This is a genomic window from Aquabacterium sp. (genome assembly GCF_049317225.1).
Lineage (GTDB): Bacteria > Pseudomonadota > Gammaproteobacteria > Burkholderiales > Burkholderiaceae_C > Aquabacterium.
In genome coordinates this window covers 28,686-43,889 of record NZ_JBMOIR010000008.1, presented here as the reverse complement: position 1 = coordinate 43,889, position 15,204 = coordinate 28,686, and the positions used below count along the sequence as shown (strand labels likewise).

The window sequence follows — 15,204 nt, the reverse complement described above, 5'->3', positions numbered from 1 at the left end:
CTTTCGTACAAGAAAACAATGCCCGCGCACTCTCACAGCGAGCATCCCACATTGGATCTCAATATATGCCACCATCGGCGGCGTTGATTGTGCAACGAGCCCGCATTCAAGGCGCAGAAAATTGACAGCCAGACCTACCCCACCGAGCGAAGCCTGGGTCATCCATTGCGACGGCGGCGCTCATCCCAATCCCGGCAAGATGGGCCTAGGCTACGTCGCCACGGCACCAGATGGTCAGACGCACCGCCACGCGTGCACCTTGCCTGGCACCGGCTGCAACAACGAGGCAGAGTTCCAGGCGGCGATACACGCCATGCAGTTCGCACAGCAGCAAGGGGCCACCAGCGTCCACCTGTTCAGCGATAACAGCATTGTGGTTGAGCAACTGAGCAACCGGGTTTGTGCGCCCATTCAGCGTCTTGCTGGTTTGATTGATGCCGCGAGAACCGTGCAGGCTACGTTCGAGTGCGTGACATGGACCTGGGTGCCTCGCCACCGCAACGGTGAGGCCGACGCCTTGGCGCGCCAAGCATTGGGACTGCCCGCCAAGGCCTCTGTGTGCCCAGGCAAGATCCGTCGCAAGCAGCAGAAGGTACATCGCCCATGAAAAAGGCCCACGCACTGGCGTGGACCCGTCTACGGCGGCGCCTTGGCACCTCTGAGAATCATTCCCACTCGATCGTTGCAGGCGGCTTGGAGCTCACGTCGTAGGTCACGCGGTTGATGCCGCGCACTTCATTGATGATGCGACCCGAGGTGCGCTTGAGCATGCTGTAGGGCAGTTCAGCCCAATCGGCCGTCATGAAGTCAGACGTTTGGACGGCGCGCAAGGCCACGACGTAGTCGTACGTACGGCCATCACCCATCACGCCCACGCTCTTGACCGGCAGGAACACCGTGAAGGCTTGCGAGGTCAGGTCGTACCAGCTCTTGCCGGTTTCCGGATCGATGGTGTTGCGCAACTCTTCGATGAAGATGGCATCGGCGCGGCGCAGCAGGTCGGCGTATTCCTTCTTCACCTCACCCAGGATGCGAACCCCCAGACCGGGGCCTGGGAAGGGATGGCGGTAGACCATCTCGGGCGGCAGGCCCAGGGCCACGCCCAGCTCGCGCACTTCGTCCTTGAACAGCTCGCGCAACGGCTCCAGCAGCTTCAGGCCGAGTTGCTCTGGCAGGCCGCCCACGTTGTGGTGGCTCTTGATGGTGGTGGCCTTCTTGGTCTTGGTGCCGCCGGACTCCACCACGTCAGGGTAGATGGTGCCTTGCGCCAGGAAGGTCGCGCCCTTGTGGCCTTGGCCGCTGGCCTTGAGCTTTTCGGCTTCGGCCTTGAACACGTCCACAAACAGGCCGCCAATGATCTTGCGCTTGCGCTCGGGATCGGTCACGCCCGCCAGTTGTCCCAGGAACAGCTCAGAGGCATCCACGCGAATCACCTTGGCGTGCAGCTTGCCCTCGAACATGTCCATGACCATGTCGCCTTCGTTCAGGCGCAGCAGGCCGTGGTCCACGAACACACAGGTGAGTTGGTCGCCGATGGCGCGGTGACTCAGCGCGGCTGTGACCGACGAATCCACGCCGCCGGACAGGCCGAGGATGACTTCCTCGTCGCCGACTTGCTCGCGGATCTTGGCCACAGCCTCTTCGATGTAGTCGCCCATGATCCAGTCGCCCTGACAGCCAGCGATCTCACGCACAAAGCGGTTGAGCATGGCTTGGCCCTGCACCGTGTGCGTGACCTCGGGGTGGAACTGCACCGCGTAATAGCCCTTCTCTTCGTTGGCCATGCCAGCGATCGGGCAGCTGGGGGTCGAGGCCATCAGCTTGAAACCCTCGGGCAGCTTGGTGACCTTGTCACCGTGGCTCATCCAGACCTTGAGCATGCCGTGGCCTTCAGCGGTGGTGAAGTCGGCAATGCCGTCGAGCAGCTTGGTGTGACCATGGGCGCGTACTTCGGCGTAACCGAACTCGCGGGTGTCCGACCAGCTCACTTCGCCGCCCAATTGCACGGCCATGGTCTGCATGCCGTAGCAGATACCCATCACGGGCACGCCCAGGTCCCACACGGCTTGCGGGGCACGCAGTTGGTGGTCTTCGTAGGTGGAGGCGTGGCTGCCCGACAGGATGATGCCCTTGGGGTTGAACGACTTGATGAAGTCATCCGACACGTCGTTGGGATGGATCTCGCAGTAGACGTGGGCTTCGCGCACGCGACGTGCGATCAGTTGGGTCACCTGGGAGCCGAAATCGAGGATCAGGATCTTGTCATGCATGGTCAATTCTCTGGATATCAAGTCTGACGCGAGGATGCGAGGCCTGCTGATTCAGCAAACAACTCAGGCGCTCGCACGCCCGACCAGCGTGTCGTCATCCGCATGACGAGGCTGGCTGAAATAACGGAAACCGATGATGGCCGCCACCAGCTGAATGGTGGCACACAGATAGAACGGTGCACCAATGCGCCAGTCACCAAGCGGGTAATGTGACACGGTCGCCAGCACCGGTGCGCTGAGGATGGGGCCCAAAACTGCGGCCACGCTGTTGAGCGATGACACGGCCCCCATGGCTTCGCCTTGGCGGCTGGGATCCACCGAGTTGGACACCACGCTCTGCAAGCCAGGCTGAACCATGTAGCCAAAGACATTGGCCACGATGACCACATACATCAGCCAACCCACTGGAACCAAGCCGTAACCAGCGTACGCCAGCGTCGCGGACACCAAGCCGATGCGCACGATGCGGTCCAGCGCCATGCGCTTTTGGATCTGTCGCAGCAAACCGCCCTGCACCAGCACAGCCATCAGGCCGACCACAAACAACGAAATGCCGTTGTCCTTGGGCGTCCAGCCGAATTTGAACTCGGTGTACAGGAACCAACTGGTATGCAAGCAGCCTTGGGCCAGGATCGACAAGCCCAAAATCCACAACAGTTGTTCCAAACCATGCAGCTTGCGCAGACGAGACAGCACGCTGAACGGATTGGCGCGCACCCAGTCGACGGCACGACGACGTTCTTGTGGCAAAGACTCTGGCAGCACGAAGAAGCCGTACACGGTGTTGACGAGGCACAGCGTACCCGCCAGGAGGAACGGCCAGTGCACGTTCATGTTGCCCAGCAAACCACCAGTGACCGGCCCCAGAATGAAACCCATGCCGAACATCGCCCCCAGCATGCCGTAGTTACGGGCGCGATCCTTGGGCTGCGTGATGTCCGCGACATAGGCATTGGCCACGGCGATGTTGGCACACACCGCGCCGCCCATCACACGCACCGCCAGCAGCATCCAGAACTCGGTGGCCAGAGCCGTCACGAAATAGTTGACTGACATGCCGAGCAAGCCCAGCAGCAACACAGGCCGGCGCCCGTAGCGGTCTGACAGCGCCCCGAGGATCGAGGCACTGAAGAACTGCGCAATGGCAAAGGCCGCTTGCGCGGCCCCGTATGCGAACGATGTGTCCTCGCCTGACCCCATGAAGGAGCCAATCAGCTTGGGCAACACCGGCGCGATGATCCCGATCGACATCATGTCGAGCAGGACCGTCACCATGATGAATGGCATGGCCGCTGTGCGGCCGCTTGTAGAACCCTTGGTCATGTTCTCAGTGGTTCAGTGGCGGCCGACAAGGGCCCGCACCCCTTACTCCATGCGGTAGTTGGGTGCTTCCTTCGTGATCTGCACGTCGTGCACGTGGCTTTCACGGATACCGGCGGCCGTGATTTCGACGAACTCGGCCTTGTTGCGCATGTCTTCGATGGTGCCGCAACCGCAGTAACCCATCGACGCCTTCAAGCCACCTGCCATCTGGTACAGGATGGTGAGGACCGAACCCTTGTAAGGCACGCGACCTTCGATGCCTTCTGGCACCAGCTTGTCAGCGTTGGGGTTGGTGGTTTCGTCGTTTTCCTGGAAGTAACGGTCGGCCGAACCCGCCTTCATGGCACCGATCGAGCCCATGCCGCGGTAGCTCTTGTAGCTACGGCCTTGGTACAGGATCACTTCGCCTGGGGCCTCTTCGGTACCGGCAAACATGCCGCCCATCATCACGCAGCTAGCGCCGGCAGCGATGGCCTTCGCAATGTCGCCGGAGTAACGGATACCACCGTCAGCGATCAAGGGCACGCCCGTGCCTTGCAGCGCGGTTGCCACGTTGTCGATGGCGGTGATTTGAGGCACGCCCACGCCAGCAATGATGCGGGTGGTGCAGATGGAGCCAGGACCGATACCGACCTTGACGCCGTCGGCGCCGGCTTCGACCAGCGCCAGTGCAGCCGCGCCGGTGGCAATGTTGCCGCCAATCACGTCAACGTGAGGGAAGTTTTGCTTGACCCAGCGCACGCGCTCGATCACGCCGTGGCTGTGGCCGTGAGCGGTGTCAACGATCAGCGCATCCACACCGGCCTTGACCAGCAGTTCCACGCGCTCTTCGGTGCCCTCACCCACGCCCACCGCTGCGCCCACGCGCAGCTTGCCTTGAGGGTCACGTGCGGCATTGGGAAAATTGGTTTGCTTGGTGATGTCCTTGACGGTCATCAGGCCCTTGAGCTCGTTGGCATCGTTGACAACCACCACACGCTCCAGCTTGTGGTGGTGCATCAGGGCTTTGGCTTCGGCTGGCGAGGCGCCATCCTTCACGGTGATCAGACGCTCACGAGGGGTCATGATCTCGCGCACAGGCACGTCCAGACGGGTTTCAAAACGCAGGTCACGTCCCGTGACAATGCCAACCACCTTGCCGTCATCGACCACCGGGAAACCGGAGATACCGTGCTGCTTGGACAGCTCGATCACATCACGAACCTTGACACCCGAGGAGATCGTGATGGGGTCGCGCAACACACCCGACTCGTAACGCTTCACGCGCGCCACTTCAGCAGCTTGCTGCTTGGCTGTCAGGTTTTTGTGGATGATCCCGATACCGCCTTCCTGGGCGATGGCAATCGCCAGACGGGCTTCCGTCACGGTATCCATTGCAGCGGACACCAGTGGCAGATTCAGTTGAATGTTGCGGGACAGACGGGTGGCCAGCGAAGTGTCGCGAGGCAACACTTGAGAATACGCGGGCACCAACAACACGTCATCAAACGTGAGGGCTTTACCAAGCAGGCGCATGAACAGGCTCCGGACGCAAAAGCGGATTATACGCGGAGACGCGTGCCGATCGTAATGTTGGCCTCACCGGCAGAAATCCGCACAATCCAGATATTTCACCGTAGGCGGCTTGGCTACACTGTTCAACATGAAATACGTGCGTTTTGCCTCTCCTCTGCTTCTCGGCTTGCTGGCCGTGGGCGCGCTTGTTTCCACTCCGTCCATGGCGGGTTCGCAATGGAAGTGGCGAGATGCCAACGGTGCCATCCAGTACAGCGACCGCCCGCCACCTGTCGGCACGCCCGAGCAGGCCATTTTGGCTCGCCCGACCCCGATCAGTGCCAAACCCGTCGTAGCGGCCGCATCGGCTGCAAGCGCCGCGCCGGCCAGCACGGCCGCCAGCAAGCCCGGCAGCGAACTCGATGCCAAGAAGCGCAAATCCGATGAAGAGAAAGCGCTGCAACAAAAAGCCGAGGAAGAGAAGCTCGCCAAGGCCAAGGCTGAAAACTGCGAACGCGCCCGGTCTTACCAGCGCACCCTGAACGACGGCATTCGCATCGTCCGCTCCAATGCGAAGGGTGAGCGCGAGTTTCTGGACGACAAGGCTCGCGCCGAAGAATCACGCAAGACGCAAGAGTCGATCAACGCGAACTGCCGCTGAACACTGCGTTCGGGACGCGGGTGAACCACGTCCTCTATCTCGCCGGTTAGACCTTGTCTGCCGGCTTGATTTTTTTGGGGGACCGGTGAATGCCTTTTGGGAGCTTCTCGCCGTGGGCTTGGTACCGCACCCGGCGTGCCTCTTTGGGGTCCACCTTCAACTGACGCACGACCTCAATGCGATCACGATCTCGTAAGACGTGACCCGGCCGTTCTTTGCGCCCCCACACCCCGACGGACCATGTGCCCGCCGCTATCGCATCCAACGTCAGCCCATCAATTTGCCCCAGCAGCCCCGACGCTTCCAGCGCCTGACGCACGGTTGCACCAACGGGCAGCGTAAGCGGCACACTGCGAACCTCGCGAGGCGCCACGCTCACGGCGACGTCCACCGACAGCATGGATGAGGCCTGCGTTTCAGCGTGGACCATAGACCTGCTCCGCGCGCTTGACGAACGACTCGACAAACGTGTTGGCGATGCGATCGAACACCGGACTCACCACCAAGGACAGCGCCTTGCTGGAGAACGCGTACTTCAACGAAAATTCAACCTTGCATGCAGGAGAATCCACCGGATCGGCCCCATCCTGCAGCGGCACGCCCGGCTTGTTCAACGGCAAGAATCGCCATGTCCCCTCCAGTGTCGAGAACGGGCCATCCACCAACTTCATCGTCACGCTGCGCCCTTCTTCGTGGGTGTTGCGTGTGGTGAACGCCTGGCGAACGCCTGCAAAGGCAATGTGCACGCGGGCGGTCACACCGTCTTCGTGCGTGTCGATCACCTCGGCACGGTCGCACCAAGGCAGGAATTGAGGGTAGTCTTGAACACCAGTCACCAGCCCATACATTTCACGGGGCGAGTACCAAAGCAAGACAGACTTTTGTACGTGCTTCATAGAATGTCGGTATTTTAAAGAAGCCGGCGACCACGCCGAGCCAAATCATGTCCATCGCAGAAAATAGAAAAGCCCATTTCAACTACCACATCGAGGAACGCTTTGAAGCAGGACTGGTGCTGGAAGGTTGGGAAGTCAAGGCCATCCGCGAAGGACAGGTGCAGATGACCGATGGCTATGTGCTGATCAAAGACGGTGAATTGCATTTGATTGGCTTGCGGATCAATGCGCTGCGCTCGGCCTCGACCCACATCAAGCCCGAAGCGGACCGCACCAAGAAGTTGCTGATGCACCGCCAGGAAATCCGCCGACTGATTGGCAAGACCGAGCAAAAGGGCTACACCCTGGTGCCGCTGAACCTGCACTGGAAGGGTGGCCGGGTGAAGGTTGACATTGCGTTGGCCAAGGGTAAGGCCGAGCACGACAAGCGCAACACCATCAAGGACCGTGACTGGGAACGCGAAAAGGGTCGCCTGATGCGCCACAAGGTGTCTTCCAGCGGCAACAAGGACTGAGTACACACTCGGCCCTCGCTCGTCGCGCCGTCAGGACATCAGGCCAACACCTGAAAGGCCTGCTCCAGATCGGCCATCAGTACAGCCGGGGACTCCAGGCCAATGGCCAAGCGTACGATGGTGCCGCGCCGGCCGGCGAGATGCCCATGCTCGCGCATGCCATCCAGTCTGTATGGCATGACCAAGCTCATGGGGCCACCCCACGAATAGCCAATTTTGAACACCTGCAGCGCGTCAACAAAGGCGTGGACACGCTCGGTGCTGTAGCGGTCGGCATCCAACACCATGGACACCAACCCACCGGCGGCCTGACACAACTCAGCCCACCAAGCATGGCCCGGTGAGTCAAGCAAGGCCGGATGCAGCACCTGTGAGGGCTCGGCACGGCTTTGCAGCCATTGTGCGATCTGGCGTGTGGCTGCGTCGTGGGCGGCATAGCGCAGCGGCAAGCTAGGCAGGCCACGCAAGACCAGCTCCGCATCGTTGGCACCCACACCCAGCCCCAGACGCATGTGCGTCATCAAGACTTGATGGTGCAGTTGCGGGTCACGTGTGATGACCGCGCCCATGAGCACGTCTGCCCCACCGGAGGGGTATTTGGTGAGTGCGTGCACGGAGAGGTCGACACCCCAGATCGCCCCCGCCGCATCCTGTGGATCCGGCAACTGGAAGGGGTTGAACGCCAGACCGGCGCCCCAGGTGTTGTCGAGCGCCACACGCAGATGCTGATGCTGACGCGCCACACGCAGCAGGCCCAGCAAATCAGGGAATTCCAATGTGACCGAGCCCGCCGCTTCCAGCCAGAGCAGTTTCGTGCGCTCGGTGATCAGCCCGGCCAGTGCCTCGGCATTTTGCGGGTCGTAACTCCGGTGCGTGATACCCCATCGTGCCAATTCGACACGGGCAAAGTCTTTGCCGGGTCCATAGGCGTTGTCCGGAATCAGCACCTCGTCGCCAGCGCGCAAAAGGGCCATGTCCACCAGTGAAATGGCAGAGAGGCCAGAAGGTGCCAACACAGTGTGCAAGCCGCCCTCAAGTGTGGCCAGACGCTCTTCCAGCGTAAAGGTGGTGGGGGTGCCGTGAAGGCCGTAGGTGTAGCCGCTCTTGTCCTGCCACTGGCGCGTGTGCAGCGCCGACGTGTTCTCGAAGATGACCGTCGAGGCCTTGTGAACACCCGGCGGAACGGCGTCGAACCCGCCAGGGGCCTGGTATGGGTGATGAATCAGCGCGTTCGCTGTGCGCGCCAGATGCGCTGGCAGAGTCGAAATGTCTTGGGGCTTGCTCATGCGGGCATGCTACTGCAAGCGCCGCATGAGCCTGGCCGGTCAATCAGATCGGTTGCGCGATCAGGTCGTGGCCTTCCACCGCCACGATGTGGGCTTTGGTGAACTCACCGACCTTGAGGGTCTTGCTGGCCTTCTGGGGCGGCAGCAGGCGGACGATACCGTCGATTTCAGGGGCGTCGGCGTAGGTGCGCCCCACACCACCCTTGCGGCCCATGGCGGGCGCGCTGTCGACCAGCACCTGCATGGTGGCACCCACGCGGCGAGCCAGCTTAGCAATCGACACCTCTTCAGCGACCGCCATGAAGCGGGCGCGGCGCTCTTCGCGCACCTCGTCGGGCAAGGCGCCAGGCAGTTCGTTGGCAGGCGCGCCTTCGATGGGCGAGTAAGCGAAGCAACCGGCACGGTCGATCTGCGCTTCACGCAGGAAATCGAGCAGGTATTCGAACTCTTCTTCCGTCTCGCCGGGAAAGCCGGCAATGAAGGTCGAGCGAACAACGATTTCGGGACAGATCTCGCGCCAACGACGCAGACGATCGAGGTTCTTCTCGCCGCTGGCTGGACGCTTCATGCGCTTGAGCACGTCCGGGTGCGCGTGCTGGAACGGCACATCCAGATACGGCAGGATGAGGCCTTCGGCCATCAGGGGCACGATTTCATCAACATGTGGATAGGGGTAGACATAGTGCAAACGCACCCAGGCGCCATACTCGCGCGCCATTTCCCCCATCTGCTGAACCATGTCGAGCATGCGGGTCTTGACGGGCTTGCCATCCCAGAAGCCGGTGCGGTACTTGACGTCGACACCGTAGGCGCTGGTGTCTTGGCTAATGACCAGCAACTCCTTCACGCCGGATTCGAACAGCGCCTTGGCTTCGCTCAGCACCTCACCAATGGGGCGAGACACCAGGTCACCACGCATGCTGGGGATGATGCAGAAGGCACAACGGTGGTTACACCCTTCGCTGATCTTCAGGTAAGCAAAGTGCTTGGGCGTGAGCTTGATACCAGCCACGCCGCGTGCTTCGGGCACAAGGTCAATGAACGGATCGTGAGGCTTGGGCACATGGATGTGCACGGCATCCATCACTTCCTGCGTGGCGTGAGGGCCAGTCACGGCCAGCACCTTGGGGTGCACCTCTTTGATGAGGTTGCCGCCATCCACACCCGCCTTCGCCCCGAGGCAGCCGGTCACAATGACCTTGCCGTTTTCAGCCAGGGCCTCACCAATGGTGTCCAGGCTTTCCTTGACGGCATCGTCAATGAAACCGCAAGTGTTGACGATCACCAGATCGGCGCCGTCAAAGGTTTTACTGGTTTCGTAGCCTTCGGCACGCAGTTGCGTCAGGATCAACTCGGAGTCGGTCAATGCCTTGGGGCAGCCAAGGGAGACGAAACCAATTTTGGGCGCCACAGCGTTGGCGACAGCGCTAGGAGAATTCTGTTCGGAGCTCATGGGGCGTGATTGTCCGGCAAATCACACCACCAGGATGCGAAAACATCCACATCCTGGGGCCTTCCGCGCACTTTGCTGCTTAATCAGAGCAGAAGATGCGGCACTTGGGCTTGAGCTTGAGGTCCTTCAAGAAGCCATCGAAGGTGGCTTGGTCGCGCTGCGCGTAGTGCAACTTGGGCGCCAGATAGCGCACCAGCCAGTATTGGTTTTCGTGGATGAAACCCACGGCCTGGCTGCTGTATTCCAGCCCCCAGGCGTTGTAGCTGCGGGTTTCGAGCCGGAAGGCATCTTTGCCATCGACCGTGAACGGGCGAATCGAGACGCGCTCAACCGATCCCGCCAAGGGCTTGGCATTGCTCACAGGAAACAGGGCCAGCACGCCCTCTTTTTCCTTCTTGTCGTAACGTGCCAAGTCGGGTTCGTCGTCACGAAACTTCTTGAATTGCAACTGTGCCAGATCCAATGGCGCCGCATCTGGCGCGAGTTTCACGCCGCTGAAGGCCTCATCCAGGTCGAAGCGGGTGATGCTGATTTGCTGCAAGAACAAGCCGTCTCGCGTGATGAGGAGGACATCGCTGTCCGTCGGCGCACGCTTCCAGCCCTCTGGCAACATGGCCACGTAGGCCCGCGCAGGCCCCTTGAAGGGTTCGGTCTTGCGAACGTTTTGCCAAGATGGCGAACATCCGGCAGCCAGCAATGCAGCCAACAGCAGGCTGCCAAGGATACGAGTCTTCATAGTGCGCTGAGTTTCTTGTCTGCCTGACGGATGTACTGATCAAGGAAGCCGCGTTCGTCGTCGGTTGACACATGCTCACGCGCCTTGGACAACAGTTCTTTGGCTTGGGCTGCCTGACCACGTTTCAGCGCCATCAACCCCATGAGTTTCAACATGCGTGCGTCATCGGGCTTGGCTGCCAAGATTTCTTTGGCCAACGCTTCACCCTTTGCCACTTTGGCCGGATCAGCCATGGATGCATAGCCCTCGGCCAGCAACTCCTTGACCTGCTCGGGGAGTTGGGTGGCCTCGCGCTTGCGCTCGATGTTGTAGGACAAGCGCCCCAATCGGCCTGACTCCAACTCGACCTCCAGAACAGGCAAAGCCAGCGGCTGCAAGGCCGTTGAATACTGGAGTGGGCTGTCCTGTTTGACGCCGAGCGCAGCAGTTTTGATCACCGCCGCACTGGCCGTGGCTGGCTCGGCGTTGGCGACAACAGGCTGGGCCGTCGGTTGAGCGGCTGTGCTGCCCTCGCCTGCCGGCACGTCATCCACCACCACGGCGGCGACCATCGGCGCAGCGTCGAGCACCACCGCATCAGGCGCCAACTGCACCACGGGTGTCACAGGCGCCTTCGCTTCCGGTGCGGCCGCTACAGCCACAGAAGGCACTGCAACAGGCGGCTGAGGCACGGCGGCGGGCGAAGTTGCAGCCAACGCGGCTGCCGCGCTGGCTCGACGCGCTTCCAACCGAGCAGCCTTCCCCTCGTCAAAGGCGGAAACTCGCTTCAGTCGGCTGTAGAGGCGCTCACCACTGGCATAGAAGGCCGAAAATTTCTTCTCGTCCAGCATGGCTTCGTCCAGCAAGCGTTGCATGACCTGTCGATAAAGATCGCTGGAGCCGAACTTGTCCTCGATGTACCCCATGGCGTACTCATCGGCCTCGGACTCCAATGACTCCGAGTAACCGAACAGCGACGACTTCACTACCGCACTGAAGCCCGTCGACGACACGCTGCGAAGCAGCGAATCGGCCAAATTTTCTTTGAGCTTGTTGATTTGGTCCTGCAGCATGCTTTTGCCGGTGCTCAAGAGCATTTCCGGCGAAACCTTGAACATCTGCACGCCCACCTTGGCCAGGTCAGCCACACCGGCCACACCCGATACCGTCGATGCCAAGTCCGCCGCATCCGTGGCCAATTCGAACACCGTCTTGGCGCCTGCCGCCATGCGCGCGAAGTACACCGAGCGCACCGCATGTCGGTGCGTCACGTGGGCGAGTTCACGGGCCAGGATGACCTGCAACTCATCCTCGGAGTCCAGGCGCATCAGCATGCCCGTGCTAAGAAAGATGTCGCCATTGGCACTGGAAAACGCCAAGACATCGGCGTTGTCGATGACAAACACCTTTAGCTTGGGCGCCAGGTCAGGCCAGTTCTTCATCACCACACCACGCACGATGCGCTGCATGGTTTCTACTGCGGGACTGGGTTTGCCGCGCACAAACTGAGCGCGCATGGTCTCGGCCTCGTCCCACAGGCGCTCTTCCAACTCATCGACAGGCTTGATGGCCGCGCCGTCCACGAACGGGTCATAGATCAGGGCCTGCGCCTGCAGCGCCCCCAGCGACAACAGCGCGGCCAGAACGACCGCCTTCAGCTTCGGCGCACGCATCATTTGCTCCCGTCACGCGGCTTGATCGTGCGACGGAAATCCGTCAGCACTGCTTCGGCCATGGCCTTGACATCATCGTCATCGGTCAAAGCCTTGCGTTTGGCCATGTCGCTATCAAACATCAGGATGTTGCCGGTTTGCAGTTCCACCACACCCAGCACCACCGCAGCGGGCTGAGAACTGAGTGACTCACCAATGGGCAAGACCGAGGTCACCGCATCAAATACCTTGCGAGACGTGCTGCGGACCTTGTCTTTGCCGACCACAAACAAGGCGCGGTCCAGTTGGTGGGCCTTCGCCAGATCTGCCATGCCTGCGCCCAAGGTGTAGTCAAAGTACTTGGCCTTGGTCGCCCATGCGTCTACGGCATCCTCTTTGACCAGCAACATCTGGCTGACCATGGTCGCAAACAAGGCGCGATGCTGCAGCACGGTCTCCTGCTCGTCCTGCGTCAGCTGGTCGAAATCGATCAGATCGAAGGACCGCTCCTTGCCGTTCTCTTTGCTGACGCCCAGATCCTGAACGTGTTGCGTGAACGTCTTGGACGCCTTCCGTTCCGCTGAAACGACACGCTCCTCGGTTTTACCGAAGGTGATTTCCGTGATCACAAAGTCAGCAGGCACCACCAGCACCTGTTTGGGCGCTTCTTTGTTGTTGCCCGCCAAATCCGGACGAACCAAACCTCGCGCACCACAACCGGCCAGCAAGGCCACACACGCAGCGCTCAACAACAAGCGCCGGCCTCGGTTCAAATGACGTGTCAACACCCGTTACTCCAGCTTTACTTCAACCTGACAGAAGCAAAAGTTTTGAACTGCCATGTCTGCATTTACGGCAGCTGGCGCACAGTTTTTGATGCTGACAAATGTAAAGGAATGCTACAAGCCGTTTTTGACAATTGACCCACTTGTGGGGGAAACCTTTGCGCGGAATCAAGGGCCGGCCGTTGGGAAATTCACACCCTTTCAGGGGAGGGGCTGATACACTGGCCACATTGTCAGGAGAGAGTCGCCCCTTGAAGCGGCCGCCGAAGGCGCAGGACTGTCGCATCGCAAGATGCCCGCCCGAACGCTCAGGCAAAAGGACTGGCAGACATGGCCGCTCAGGCAGCCATGATCCTCACTGGAGAGAGCTTGTGACTGGACGTATCCAGTGAATCAAGCCACCGAAGGGGCAAGCCCATAACGCTGCAGCCATGCTGCGGCGAGGGGTCAATCTCTCAGGTAAAGCGGACAGCGAGGGCAGCACCGAACGTTCGATTCCGGTTTTCCGGATGGTTGACGCCGGATCTCACAAGATTGCCCTCCCGTCGATGCCCTGCATCGCGCCACAACATGTCCGCAGAACTGCTCAAAACCCCGCTCCACGCCTTGCACATCGAACTGGGCGCCAAGATGGTCCCGTTCGGCGGCTATGACATGCCTGTGCAGTACGCCACCGGCATCATTGCCGAGCACAAGCACACCCGCACCGCCGCAGGCCTGTTTGATGTTTCCCACATGGGCCAAGTACTGCTCAAAGGTGCTGGCGCCGATGCGGCACTGGAATCCATCGTGCCGGTGGACATCGTGGATCTGCCCAAGTTCAAGCAGCGTTACGCCCTGTTCACCAATGATCAAGGTGGCATCCTCGATGACTTGATGGTGACCCGCCGCGAAGACGACTTGTTCGTGGTGGTCAACGCCGCCTGCAAGGCACAAGACATTGCCCACATGCAAGCCAAGATTGGCGCACTGTGCGTGGTCGAGCCGTTGCCCGAGAAAGCACTGCTGGCCCTGCAAGGCCCTCAGGCTGTGACCGCACTGGCCCGCCTGAACGCCGACGTGCAAAAGCTGGTGTTCATGACCGGCGGCCACTTCTCCCTCGATGGGATTGATTGCTTCGTGACCCGCTCGGGCTACACCGGCGAAGACGGTTTTGAAATTTCCGTACCCGCAGACCAGGCCGTTCAACTGGCCCGCGCCCTGCTGGCTCAGCCAGAGGTCAAGCCCATTGGCTTGGGTGCGCGTGACACCCTGCGCCTGGAGGCCGGTCTGTGCCTGTATGGCCACGACATCGACACCGCAACCACCCCCGTGGAAGGCAGCATCACTTGGGCAATCCAGAAAGTGCGCCGTGCCGGTGGTGCCCGCGCTGCTGGCTACCCAGGTGCTGAAGTGATCGACACCCAGCTGGCCAACGGCGCTGCACGCAAGCGCGTGGGCCTCATCAGCACCGAAAGGATGCCCGTGCGCGAAGGCGCCAAGGTCGTCTCGGCAGATGGCACCGAAATCGGCGTGGTCACCAGTGGTTCGCCCAGCCCCAGCCTGGGTCAGCCCATCGCACTGGCGTATGTGGAGGCGAACCAGGCCGCACTGGGTACGGAAGTCTTCGCCATCGTGCGCGACAAGCGCGTCGCCATGACGGTCACCGCACTGCCTTTTGTGCCAAACCGCTACTACCGCGGTTGATCTGTCGTCAAAACACGCGTGCGGGCTGAGATACTCACGCCCGTTCGGCAAATCTCTAATTTTTTCTGTTTTCAGGACGTTCACCATGACCATCAAGTACACGCCCGACCACGAATGGCTGCAAATCAACGCTGACGGCACCGCCACCGTCGGCATCACCCAACACGCTCAGGATGCCCTGGGTGACGTGGTGTTTGTGGACCTGCCTGCAGTCGGCACCACTTTCAACCCCAAGGACGTGGCTGGCGTGGTCGAGTCCGTGAAGGCTGCTGCGGACGTGTACATGCCCGTCACCGGCGAAATCGTGGAAGTCAACGAAGGCCTGCGCGATGACCCTTCGCTGGCCAACACCGACCCCACCGGCGCAGGCTGGTTCTTCAAGGTCAAGCTGAGCAACACCGCCGAACTGGACGCCCTGCTGGACGCCACTGCGTACGACGACCTGCTCAAGAACGCCTGATCTTGAGT

15 protein-coding genes and 2 riboswitches are annotated in these 15,204 nt (G+C 60.8%); of the genes, 5 read left to right on the top strand and 10 right to left on the bottom strand.

Features of this window, described 5'->3' with window-relative positions; translation table 11 throughout:
* Positions 1-121: 121 nt before the first annotated feature.
* A complete protein-coding gene (locus ACOYNB_RS07530) occupies positions 122-607 on the top strand; it encodes a ribonuclease HI family protein (RefSeq protein ID WP_422838489.1) in 486 nt (161 codons plus the stop codon).
* A 58-nt stretch (positions 608-665) separates the two neighbouring features.
* On the opposite strand, the gene guaA is transcribed toward ACOYNB_RS07530, so the two are convergent.
* The 3 genes from guaA to guaB all read right to left on the bottom strand — a co-directional run bounded on the left by guaA (position 666) and on the right by guaB (position 5,108).
* A complete protein-coding gene (gene guaA / locus ACOYNB_RS07525) occupies positions 666-2,270 on the bottom strand; it encodes a glutamine-hydrolyzing GMP synthase (protein WP_422838488.1) in 1,605 nt (534 codons plus the stop codon).
* Between the two features lie 63 nt (positions 2,271-2,333).
* On the bottom strand, positions 2,334-3,593 hold the full coding sequence (locus ACOYNB_RS07520) for an MFS transporter (protein WP_422838487.1): 1,260 nt from the start codon (positions 3,591-3,593) through the stop codon (positions 2,334-2,336).
* A 42-nt stretch (positions 3,594-3,635) separates the two neighbouring features.
* On the bottom strand, positions 3,636-5,108 hold the full coding sequence (gene guaB / locus ACOYNB_RS07515; RefSeq protein WP_422838486.1) for an IMP dehydrogenase: 1,473 nt from the start codon (positions 5,106-5,108) through the stop codon (positions 3,636-3,638).
* Between the two features lie 127 nt (positions 5,109-5,235).
* On the opposite strand from guaB, the gene ACOYNB_RS07510 reads away from it, so the two are divergent.
* Positions 5,236-5,748 (top strand): DUF4124 domain-containing protein, encoded by a 513-nt coding sequence (locus ACOYNB_RS07510; RefSeq protein WP_422838485.1) that lies wholly within the window; start codon positions 5,236-5,238, stop codon positions 5,746-5,748.
* Positions 5,749-5,794: 46 nt separating this feature from the next.
* Here the strand turns inward: ACOYNB_RS07510 and ACOYNB_RS07505 are convergent, their stop codons facing one another.
* Together ACOYNB_RS07505 and ACOYNB_RS07500 are read right to left on the bottom strand one after the other, a co-directional pair.
* Positions 5,795-6,178, bottom strand: coding sequence for an RnfH family protein (locus tag ACOYNB_RS07505; RefSeq protein WP_422838484.1), 384 nt, complete (start codon positions 6,176-6,178; stop codon positions 5,795-5,797).
* Entirely contained in the window at positions 6,165-6,644 is a 480-nt protein-coding gene (locus ACOYNB_RS07500; RefSeq protein WP_422838483.1) for a type II toxin-antitoxin system RatA family toxin, read from the bottom strand. The genes ACOYNB_RS07505 and ACOYNB_RS07500 overlap by 14 nt, the downstream gene beginning before the upstream one ends.
* Positions 6,645-6,691: 47 nt before the next feature.
* Here ACOYNB_RS07500 and smpB point away from each other — a divergent pair, with 47 nt between their 5' ends.
* Positions 6,692-7,159: an SsrA-binding protein SmpB gene (smpB, locus tag ACOYNB_RS07495; protein WP_420817170.1), complete on the top strand. Its 468-nt coding sequence runs from the start codon at positions 6,692-6,694 to the stop codon at positions 7,157-7,159.
* A gap of 38 nt (positions 7,160-7,197) precedes the next feature.
* Here smpB and ACOYNB_RS07490 read toward each other — a convergent pair whose 3' ends face one another.
* The 5 genes from ACOYNB_RS07490 to ACOYNB_RS07470 all read right to left on the bottom strand — a co-directional run bounded on the left by ACOYNB_RS07490 (position 7,198) and on the right by ACOYNB_RS07470 (position 13,050).
* Positions 7,198-8,445 (bottom strand): PLP-dependent transferase, encoded by a 1,248-nt coding sequence (locus tag ACOYNB_RS07490; RefSeq protein WP_422838482.1) that lies wholly within the window; start codon positions 8,443-8,445, stop codon positions 7,198-7,200.
* 43 nt (positions 8,446-8,488) lie between these two features.
* The gene (rimO, locus tag ACOYNB_RS07485; RefSeq protein ID WP_374259322.1) at positions 8,489-9,898 is read right to left on the bottom strand and encodes a 30S ribosomal protein S12 methylthiotransferase RimO; all 1,410 of its coding nucleotides are present in this window, start codon (positions 9,896-9,898) and stop codon (positions 8,489-8,491) included.
* Positions 9,899-9,977: 79 nt separating this feature from the next.
* Positions 9,978-10,634, bottom strand: coding sequence for a hypothetical protein (locus ACOYNB_RS07480; protein ID WP_374259321.1), 657 nt, complete (start codon positions 10,632-10,634; stop codon positions 9,978-9,980).
* Positions 10,631-12,286 (bottom strand): M48 family metalloprotease, encoded by a 1,656-nt coding sequence (locus tag ACOYNB_RS07475; RefSeq protein WP_422838481.1) that lies wholly within the window; start codon positions 12,284-12,286, stop codon positions 10,631-10,633. Before ACOYNB_RS07475 ends, ACOYNB_RS07480 begins: the two co-directional genes overlap by 4 nt.
* Positions 12,286-13,050: a hypothetical protein gene (locus tag ACOYNB_RS07470; RefSeq protein ID WP_422838480.1), complete on the bottom strand. Its 765-nt coding sequence runs from the start codon at positions 13,048-13,050 to the stop codon at positions 12,286-12,288. Before ACOYNB_RS07470 ends, ACOYNB_RS07475 begins: the two co-directional genes overlap by 1 nt.
* A 224-nt stretch (positions 13,051-13,274) precedes the next feature.
* A riboswitch (glycine riboswitch) is annotated at positions 13,275-13,384 on the top strand.
* A 14-nt stretch (positions 13,385-13,398) separates the two neighbouring features.
* Positions 13,399-13,532: riboswitch (glycine riboswitch) on the top strand.
* Between the two features lie 88 nt (positions 13,533-13,620).
* On the opposite strand from ACOYNB_RS07470, the gene gcvT reads away from it, so the two are divergent.
* Positions 13,621-14,736, top strand: a complete 1,116-nt coding sequence (gene gcvT, locus ACOYNB_RS07465) for a glycine cleavage system aminomethyltransferase GcvT (protein ID WP_422838479.1) — start codon at positions 13,621-13,623, stop codon at positions 14,734-14,736.
* A gap of 85 nt (positions 14,737-14,821) precedes the next feature.
* Positions 14,822-15,196: a glycine cleavage system protein GcvH gene (gene gcvH, locus ACOYNB_RS07460; protein ID WP_422838478.1), complete on the top strand. Its 375-nt coding sequence runs from the start codon at positions 14,822-14,824 to the stop codon at positions 15,194-15,196.
* The last annotated feature ends 8 nt before the right edge of the window (positions 15,197-15,204 follow it).